Consider the following 9865-nt stretch of genomic DNA (forward strand, 5'->3'; position numbering starts at 1 on the left):
TGCCATCTCTCCGAACGCCGAGAATAATATAAGTATCAGACCTCGTTGTAAACCGGAATTTATAAAAAAACATTCAAATGCTCATCAAATAAGCTTTTAAGACATTTTTCCACCTTTGTTGGCTCATTTGCTAATCAGGTGAGTAAAAATCACCTTCTACACCACTGGATTCCCTCACCTTTTCTATCAACAAACACGCTTTTAGCGATTACATTTTGTTTAAAGAATTACGCTAAACCCCAAATAAGAAGCAGCAATGGCCTTGAATATAGCAATCCAGTGTCATATTTTTCCAGCAAGCCCATAGATAATCCGCAAAGCATCGAACATTTCAATGATATGACGATAATATATGCTAAAATCGCTTTAACTATTTCTGATACTTAAAGCTATGACCACAACTTTAATTTCTATACCCAAACTTGCTCCTCAGTTTACGTTACCTCAATCTTTACCTTCTACTGCTTATCTAAGCCATTTATTGTTGGGACAAGAGCGTTGTTTAGATGCATTTAATTTAATGACTAAACTTGCACACCAACATTTATTTGTCGCTGATTTTGCGGGTATTGAGCGTGAACTGTTTATTAAAGCCCTTGTGAGTCAGGCTAATACGCCATCAGATTCCTTTTTGGTTGCGACTAAAAGCCAAGATGAAAATCACAATTTTAATTTCCGCTGGCAGGCTGAGTTACCGGCAGAGAATGTTGGCACTGTTGCGCATCAAAATACCCTTTACAGCTATGTTAGTGGCTCTATTCGCCGCGCTGATCTAGTCGGTAAAATGCATAAGACTGATAAGTCTAGCCAGTATAAAGCTGGCATTTTAGCCTCCAACCATTTCGTTTTTATTGATGCTAACTCTTTATGGAAACGTGAAGGCCTGTGGGATTTTGTCATGCAGATCCTCGAGCATAAACAATATAAAATTAGCAACGATATCGCGCCAATCCCACTCAATTGTAAAATTGTGCTAATGGGCTCAGCTAACTTGTTTACTCATTTAAGAACTGAAGACAGAGTTTTTTATAAAAACTTTCCACTGCTTGGCGAGGTTAACTCAGAAATTGATTTAACTAAATATAATGAAACTCAGTATCTGCAATGGCTAAATAGTTTAGCTGATGCCTATAACATTCAATTAGAGCCATCAAGCTTGATACCGCTATTTAATTACAGCGCCAAACTTACTGAGCATCAGCAACGCTTAAGTTTATCAATGCTGCAAATAGTTCAGGTACTGACTCAAGCTAAAGCATACTCTAATAGTGCTTCGCTCAATTCAACTGCCATAGCAAAAGCTCTTAGACAGTCAAAGTCACGCCATGACAGTTCTGAGGTTTATTCAGCACAAAACTTTGATGATAATTTCATTAATCTGCAAACGAGCGGTGAAATAATCGGCCAGATTAATGGCTTAACTGTGATTGACACTGATGATTCAAGTTATGGCGAGCCGGCAAGGATCACTACCTCTGTCCATTATGGTGACGGTGAAGTGATTGATATTGAGAGGAAATCAGAGTTGGGCGGTAATATTCATACTAAAGGTATGATGATCCTTTCAGCTTCCTTGTACCGTATTTTTGGTCGCGATGTACCTTTGCATTTAAATGCCAATATAGTGTTTGAGCAGTCTTATCAAGAGATTGATGGCGATAGTGCCTCTTTAGCTGAGTACTGCTGCTTAATGTCTGCCATTGCCGAGCAGCCGATTAACCAAGCATTTGCCATTACGGGCGCACTAGATCAATTCGGCGCGGTGCAAGCCATTGGTGGTGTGAATGAAAAGATCGAAGGCTTCTATCATTTATGTAAGCGACGTGGCTTAACAGGTGAGCACAGCGTTATTATTCCTAAATCGAATGTGCTACAACTAAACCTTGAAACCGAAGTTATTGAGGCCGTTGAAAAAGGCTTGTTTCATATTCATGCAATTGAGCATATGGATCAAGCTATCGATTTATTAATGAAAGCTCCAGCAGGGGTAAGAAACGAAGACAATGATTTTCCTGCTGAATCAATTTATGGCCAGGTCCAAACACGTTTAGAAAAAATGGCTGGCCACGATGATGAAGAGCTCGAATTAAGCTTTTTACAAAAAATATTAATGAAATTAAAGATATTATAGTGATCGGAGTTGTTTAGCTTACACGTGTTCGCTATCTTGTCAGCCTATTCGTAATAAAGTGGTAAATATTTAAATGAAAAGAGCTAACAGTTTCACTAAAGAAGAGCTGATCGCATGTGGTAATGGCAACCTTTTTGAGCCTAACTCACCACGTCTGCCTGTCGATAATATGTTGATGATAGATAGGATCACAACCATTAATGCTGACGGTGGTGAATATGGTAAAGGCGAAATAGTCGCTGAACTCGATATCACCCCTGATTTATGGTTTTTTGACTGCCACTTTAATGGCGATCCTGTGATGCCAGGTTGCTTAGGTTTAGATGCCATGTGGCAATTGGTTGGCTTTTATTTAGGCTGGGAAGGCGCAGAAGGTAAAGGGCGCGCACTGGGTGTTGGAGAAGTAAAGTTCACCGGGCAAGTATTACCGGAAGCGAAAAAAGTCACCTATAAGCTCACTTTAAAACGAAAGATTCACCGTAAGCTGGTTATGGGGATTGCTGATGCCACTATGGAAGTGGATGGCCGTGAGATTTACTCGGCTACTGATTTGAAAGTCGGTATTTTTAAGGATACCTCGACCTTTTAAGCATTTCACTGAATATGAATAGTAATCACTGTTAGCTAATGTTGCTTTAGGTTAACTTAGCTAAACGGCATTATTTTGCCCTCAATCAACCCCCTGAGGGCAAAGATATTAATATGATGCCTTTTCATTTATTTATTAAACAAACCACTCATACGTCCATCTACGCCTTCTCTCCAACCACCTAACCATTGAGATTTAGAATCTAAAGTTCCGTAAGGGCAAAGCTCCTTAGAGCGCCCTGCAATACCTGCTTGGAATCCCTTAGAAAAAGCTCTATCTAACTTATCTCTTTTTTGTCTTTTCATTAACACATCCTCATTTTGTTAATCAAGAAGCGTTCGCTTCAGCATTAGAAATAGGTGAAATTTCACACAAGATCAATGCAAAAATATGACAAAATTATGTGTTTTTAATTAAAGTATTGAGATAAAAAGCAAAAAAAAATCGAGGAATAATCCTCGACTTTTAGTTCAAAAAATGCTCTCTACTTAAGCTTGCGACGACGTAACCAAAGTAACGGCAGAGCGAATAACCAAGCAAAGCTAGCCGCCCCTTTTCTTACATAGGGCTCATCTTCTACGTCATCACTTTCAGTACAGGCTTGTTCGTTACCTGATACCGGTTTCATTACCACCATACGCGGTAAATAAGACGTTACAGGGTCGCCATTACCATTTATTTCAAATAACGGTAGGTTAGTGTCTTCATCAAGAATCAAATTACCATCGGTATCAAATTGGTATAAAGGTTTACGAATAAATGCTGTACCTACAATGGTGCCGTCTTCATTGATGTCATTGGCCTCAACCACATATATTTCACTGTCATAGCTTAAAATTGAGCCGTCACCATCAATAACCTCAACCGGATAACGAGTCCATTTGCCATCAGCATCTTGCTCATAGCCTTTTGACTCACACGTTAAAGTCGCATTAAGGTTCACAAATTCATCATCACCGATGTTATAAAGAAAACCTGCTTTTGGTCGCGGCTTATCTTTATCATAAGTGACCTCAATATTACCAACCACTTGACCTGCATTATTAATGGCTTTTGGGTAACTACTTAGCTCTGAAATACCTGAATCTTGAAAGTCACTAGGTACTACGATTTCAGCAGATGGGTTGTTAATATCGTAATAGAAGAACTTATCTCGTAAAATTCCACTGACATATTTATAAAAAGTACCAATGACAATACCATTATCATTAATATCACGTGCTATTGAGTTATAAACATCGTCACTGAAAATATCAGTATCAATCCACTGATACTCATATTCACCTGCGGCATTTTTCACCCAATAGGCAGCGTCTTGATAAAGATCATCCGTTTTACCATTACGGTAAACGTGTGAGCGCCCTACCACTACATCATTGTTGTTAATACCTAAAGCCTGAGCGGTATACACTAAAGTAGAGTCTTCATCAGGGGTTAACCCTAACTCTAGCTCAATCACGTTTTCAGCAGGAATAGTATTATCATCAGCAATTTGCCATACGTGGGCGCGGGTTTGATACTGAATGTTACGACGACCATTTGATGGGAATTGATCTGCCTGTACGCATATTTCAACTGGCGCTGGCGAGTCTTCATCTGCGTCTAAATCTGCGTCAATACAACTATCGATACGATCTGAGCTGAATTCAATAATGTCAGTACTGGCATAACCTGCCACCAAATTATTATTGTTAATCGCCGCAGCCGCTGACCAGCCACCTAACTCAACCACAAAATCGTCATCTTCACGAATATAAGTTTCGTAAGATGGTACCAATTCAAGTTCTGCGCCATCAGGCGTTACGGCAACACCACGAAGTTCAAAATCGCGATAATACCAAAACTCTTGGTCTTCATCACTACCAACATAATCAATGGTTTTTTCAGGCGCTGTGTACGAACCCACTTTGTAGTTACTGTCGTTCATACCATAGAAAAAGGTATCAACCGAGTTGATAATTAACTCGCCTTCATCATCAACATCAGTTGGTGCTGTAGTGCCATTAACGCTATAGAAGTTTGGATTCCATTCATTTGACTCAGCATTATTTTCTTCTGCAGTGAAAGTAAAGTTATTTGCCACCAGAGGCAAAAATACTGAATAAATAATGGTTTCTTCAGGTGCGATACCATCTTCTACATCAATAACGTCATTGTCATCTTCGTCATCATCGACAGATAGTTTTTTCTTACCTTTAGAAACACCTACAAGTTCATTGTTGGCATTAACAGCCATGGCGTAACCACTTCGGGTACCGTCTACTGTGCCTTTAAGATCAAAATCTTCAATGTTTACAATTTCATATACTGGAGCGGCATGTACACTTCCGATAGCGCCAAGCACACTCAAGGCAACGACAGATAATGCCTTATCAAACTTCGACTTCATTATAATTCCTATTATTATTATACGCTTACTTCAGTGATTCGAGTTCTTCCCAACGCTCGAAGCAAGTGTCCAATTCCTGTTCTTTTGTCGCCAATGCTTTAAGCACTGAGTTGACGGTATCTTGTGGTTGGCTATAAAAATCAGCTGAAGCCACAGTATTTTGTATTTCTTCTACTTCTTGTTCTAACTTTTCCATTTTACTCGGTAGTTGTTCGAGTTCACGTTGAAGTTTGAACGATAATTTTTTAGGTGCTGTACCGGCAGCTTTAGTCTGCTTTACAGGCTTAGTTTCTACTGGCGCAGGAGTTTGGACAACAGATGTTGCTGCTTGTTCCTCAGAATAAAATTTAGCGCCCTGAGAGACGGCATCATTGTATCCGCCAACATACTCATGCCAGTTACCATTACCGGCAAACCACCAACTACTGGTCACGGTATTATCAATAAATTCCCTGTCGTGACTAACAATCAATAAGGTCCCTTTAAAATCAGTTAGTAAGGACTCTAACAATTCTAGGGTCTCAATATCAAGGTCATTGGTTGGTTCATCGAGAATAATTAAGTTTGCAGGTCGCAATAACAAGCGTGCTAATAGCAATCGGTTTTTCTCACCACCTGATAACGCCTTAACAGGGGTACGTGCACGCATAGGTGAAAACAAGAAGTCTTGTAAGTAACTTAATATATGACGATCTTGACCGTTAATCGTAACGGTTTTCTTACCGTCGCCTACGTTTTCTTCAACGGTTTTTTCTGGATCTAACGCTTCACGGTATTGGTCAAAATAGGCAACTTCGAGTTTGGTACCGACTTTAACTTCACCTGATTGCGGCGAAAGCTGCTCAATTAATAGCTTAATTAATGTTGATTTACCACAACCGTTTGGCCCGATTAAGGCAATTCTGTCACCACGTATAACCGTTGAACTGAAGTTTTTAACTAAATCTTTATCAGGTAAATTGTAATTAAGATTATTAATATCAAATACTAACTTTCCAGAACGCTCAGTATCACTGACGTTCATCTTGGCATTGCCTTGACGATTCAGGCGCTCACTGCGTTCATTTCTTAATGCTTTAAGGGCGCGCACTCGGCCTTCATTACGGGTACGTCTGGCTTTTACCCCTTGACGGATCCAAGTTTCTTCTTCTGCTAATTTTTTGTCAAAATGGGCATTTTGTTCCGCTTCAACACGCAACCACTCTTGCTTACCTTCTAAATAAGCATGGTAATTACCCGGCCACGATGTCACTACGCCGCGATCTAAATCAACAATGCGTGTTGCCATACGATGAATAAAGCCACGGTCATGACTGACAAACACGATAGCGCCTTTAAAGTTTAATAAAAACTCTTCAAGCCATTCAATGGTATCAATATCAAGGTGGTTGGTCGGTTCATCAAGCAATAATAAGTCCGGTTCGCTAACTAGGGCTCTTGCTAATGCCACTTTACGCTGCCAGCCACCTGATAACTCACTAAGGGGTTTATCGGGATCTAAGCCTAACAATTCACAATTTTGAATAATACGAGAATCTAAATGCCAGCCGTTATTATGATCTAATGACTCTTGCAAGCGCTGCATTTGATTGAGCATCTTGTTCATTTCATCAGGTTCAGCGGTAGCAACGTCATGTGAAAGCTTATGATAACGCTCTAGCATTTCACCAATTTCTTTTAATGCTAAAGAGATATATTTATAAACCGTGCCGGTTTCAGCTTTAGGCGGATCTTGCTGTAGTCGACTGACATTCACATCAGAGGCAATATTAAATTCACCGTCATCAAGTAATACATCACCTGACAGCACTTTCATTAAACTTGATTTACCCGCCCCATTTCGGCCTACGATACACACTCGCTCACCAGGTAAAATAGTGAAATCAGCATTTTTCAATAACGGGGTATAGCCATAGGCTAAAGAGCCATTATTAATACGAACTAAACTCAAGCGACGCTCCTAATAAATTCTGTTAACTGCTGGGCATCAAAGGGCCAAAACAATTCTTTTTCATCCATAACTAACACTGGTATAGAGATGCCATAACGGCTTGCCAGTGTGTCATTATCGCAAATATCAATATGTTGATAGTCAATGCCTAATTGCTCAACTAACGCTTGAGCAATTTCACACAGATGACAGCCATCTGTGTGATATAAAATTAGGCCTGCACTGTCTGTTGTTGGGTTAGAACTCATACTTTTAACCTTAAAGCTTATTTAGCGTAAGGAGACTTAGCATGGGTAATTAACCAAGTATTATGGATGTGCGGATTACGCTTATAATCCAATGGTAATGTTTGACTATCGATATTTTTAATGTCCATTTTATATTGGCTTAAAAGCTCGATATCCATTTTAAATTTACGCTTATTATTCGAGAAAATAATTTCGCCATTAGGGCTTAATACTTTAATCAAATCAACCAGCATTGCCGCATGGTCTCGTTGAACGTCCCAGCTATCTTCCATTCTTTTTGAATTAGAAAAAGTTGGCGGATCGATAAATATCAGATCGAATTTCTCTTCACAATCTTTCACCCACTGAATACAGTTAGCTTGGATGAATTGATATTGCTTACCTGATAAATTATTTAAATCAAAATTCTCTTTAGCCCAAGCAAGGTAAGTATTTGACATATCGACTGTAGTGACAGATTTAGCCCCACCTAATGCCGCATGTACCGATGCAGAGCCTGTGTAAGAAAATAAATTCAGCACATTTTTACCCGCTGATTTTTCACCAACTAATTTACGGGTCAAACGATGATCTAAGAATAAACCGGTATCAAGGTAGCCAGTTAAATTTAACTTAAACTTAGCGCCATACTCTTGGGTAATGATCTCCAGCTTTTGTTGATCAAGCTTTTGATACTGGTTGGTGCCCTTTTGCTTTTCACGGGTCTTTAAGGTAACGCGATCAGGGTCCATATTTAATGCTGCAGGCAATGAGAGTAATACATCGGTTAAACGACGCTTTGTCACCGCTTCAGGAATAGTCGCAGGCGCAGAGTATTCTTGAATAACCACATAATCGACATATTTATCAACTGCCACATTGTATTCAGGTAAGTCAGCATCATAAATGCGGTAACTATCAATACCTTCTTTTTTAGCCCACTTGGTTAGTTGCTTCATATTCTTTTTAATACGATTAGCAAAAGCAGGCGAGATATCTGCAATATCAACACCTTCAGGCAACACCGGCATTTCACGGCGAGTGCTTTTAGCATGCAAAGTATATAAGTTAAAGCCACACTCTAGTGCACCGTTAAACATCTTCATTTGCTTATCGGCTTTTAGCTTTAATGCTGAGAGTAATTCAATATCACTACACAACATGGCAATTTTCCAACCGCCAAAGTCTTTCTTAAACTTATCGCCAAGCTTGTAATACAGCTTCAATAATTCCGTAATGCTACCTAAACGCTCACCATATGGTGGGTTTGAGATTAAGAAACCCGCTTCTACTGGTGGAGTGACATCAAGTGCATCTGAAACACTAAATTCAATTAAATCAGCAACACCGGCGTTTTCTGCGTTTTGTTTTGCAAGCGCTACAAGGTGACCGTCAATATCAGAGGCAAAAAACTTCAATGCGCAGCGAGTTTTACCAAGACTGGCTCGGGCTTTTGCTTCATTTAAAATCCCTTGCCATAGGGTATCGTCATGTTGATGCCAATGCTCAAAACCAAAACGGGCGCGTTTAAGCGCTGGAGCAATATCTGCAGCCATTAATGCCGCTTCGATAACAACGGTACCACTGCCACAAAAGGGATCTAATAATGTAATTGGATTTGCTTGCCAACCACTTCTTATAAGCATGTTAGCGGCTAAGTTTTCTTTCAGAGGTGCTTCACCGGTTATTGATCGGTAGCCACGTTGGTGTAAAGAAGCGCCAGAGAAATTAACTGAAAGCGTTAATTGATTATTACGATAATGGGCATCAATTCTAAATTCAGCATTGACGCGTCCAACATCAGGTCTATCTAAACCATCATCGCGAAAACGATCCACAACCGCATCTTTGGTTTTTAAAGCGCCAAACTGGGTATTATTAATAAAGCCGCCAGTACCGTGAAAATCGATACTGAAGGTACTGTCGTTTGAGAAGTGAGACGGCCAATCAATACTGTAAGCTGCGTTATAAAGTTGCTCAGCAGATTCACAAGCACCTTTATAGATAACCACAACAATTCGGCTAGCAAGTCGAGTCCACAATGTAATTCGATAGGCAAGTTCTAAAGGCGCAGAAAAATACACACCAGCGACGCTTTCCTTAACATCAGTAGCACCAAACTCTTTAAGCTCATTGGATAAGCTATATTCAAACCCCTTTGGGGCAGCAGCAAAAAAATTTAACATGGATAGACAGTCATCAACTCACAGATATAATTAAGCATGCATTATATACCTAAACCGATATTAGGTGTGAAAATGTCTGTTAATTGCCACATTTTATACAATACATTACCGATATAGCCCTGTATTGGTGAGTAAACTTTCATTTCTGTTTCAAAACTACGGCTATAACAGGGCTATCTGCCTTATAAAGCCGCTATTTTTTGCTATTGGTGCTCAGTAAGTCAGCAAGCAGTAATAAAGTTGTCATTATGACTTGCCAAGAACAAGATTGGCCGTTATAGTCTGCCCCGCTTAAACGGACGCGGGATGGAGCAGTTTGGTAGCTCGTCGGGCTCATAACCCGAAGGTCGTTGGTTCAAATCCAGCTCCCGCAACCATTTAACCTTAGTAAG

Annotated in this window: 7 protein-coding genes and 1 tRNA gene; 3 read left to right on the forward strand and 5 right to left on the reverse strand. The window is 39.8% G+C overall.

Annotated elements, in window-relative coordinates; all coding sequences use genetic code 11:
* The first annotated feature begins 391 nt into the window (after positions 1 to 391).
* Both BCU91_RS05625 and fabA read left to right on the forward strand, forming a co-directional pair.
* Positions 392 to 2131, forward strand: a complete 1740-nt coding sequence (locus tag BCU91_RS05625) for a S16 family serine protease (protein ID WP_102437653.1) — start codon at positions 392 to 394, stop codon at positions 2129 to 2131.
* Between the two features lie 73 nt (positions 2132 to 2204).
* On the forward strand, positions 2205 to 2720 hold the full coding sequence (gene fabA, locus BCU91_RS05630) for a bifunctional 3-hydroxydecanoyl-ACP dehydratase/trans-2-decenoyl-ACP isomerase (RefSeq protein ID WP_102437655.1): 516 nt from the start codon (positions 2205 to 2207) through the stop codon (positions 2718 to 2720).
* Positions 2721 to 2848: 128 nt separating this feature from the next.
* On the opposite strand, the gene rmf is transcribed toward fabA, so the two are convergent.
* The 5 genes from rmf to rlmKL form a co-directional block, all read right to left on the reverse strand.
* Entirely contained in the window at positions 2849 to 3025 is a 177-nt protein-coding gene (rmf, locus tag BCU91_RS05635; protein WP_076539913.1) for a ribosome modulation factor, read from the reverse strand.
* Between the two features lie 179 nt (positions 3026 to 3204).
* Entirely contained in the window at positions 3205 to 5109 is a 1905-nt protein-coding gene (locus BCU91_RS05640) for a DUF3466 family protein (protein WP_102531068.1), read from the reverse strand.
* 25 nt (positions 5110 to 5134) lie between these two features.
* Complete coding sequence (locus tag BCU91_RS05645; protein WP_102531069.1) at positions 5135 to 7060, reverse strand: ABC transporter ATP-binding protein; 1926 nt, start codon at positions 7058 to 7060, stop codon at positions 5135 to 5137.
* Complete coding sequence (locus tag BCU91_RS05650; protein ID WP_102437661.1) at positions 7057 to 7308, reverse strand: glutaredoxin family protein; 252 nt, start codon at positions 7306 to 7308, stop codon at positions 7057 to 7059. Before BCU91_RS05650 ends, BCU91_RS05645 begins: the two co-directional genes overlap by 4 nt.
* Positions 7309 to 7325: 17 nt before the next feature.
* Positions 7326 to 9473: a bifunctional 23S rRNA (guanine(2069)-N(7))-methyltransferase RlmK/23S rRNA (guanine(2445)-N(2))-methyltransferase RlmL gene (gene rlmKL / locus BCU91_RS05655; RefSeq protein WP_102476872.1), complete on the reverse strand. Its 2148-nt coding sequence runs from the start codon at positions 9471 to 9473 to the stop codon at positions 7326 to 7328.
* 300 nt (positions 9474 to 9773) lie between these two features.
* On the opposite strand from rlmKL, the gene BCU91_RS05660 reads away from it, so the two are divergent.
* Positions 9774 to 9850: transfer RNA gene (locus BCU91_RS05660), tRNA-Met, on the forward strand.
* Positions 9851 to 9865: the final 15 nt, after the last annotated feature.

The sequence above is a fragment of the Shewanella sp. 10N.286.52.B9 genome (assembly GCF_002873635.1).
Lineage (GTDB): Bacteria > Pseudomonadota > Gammaproteobacteria > Enterobacterales > Shewanellaceae > Shewanella.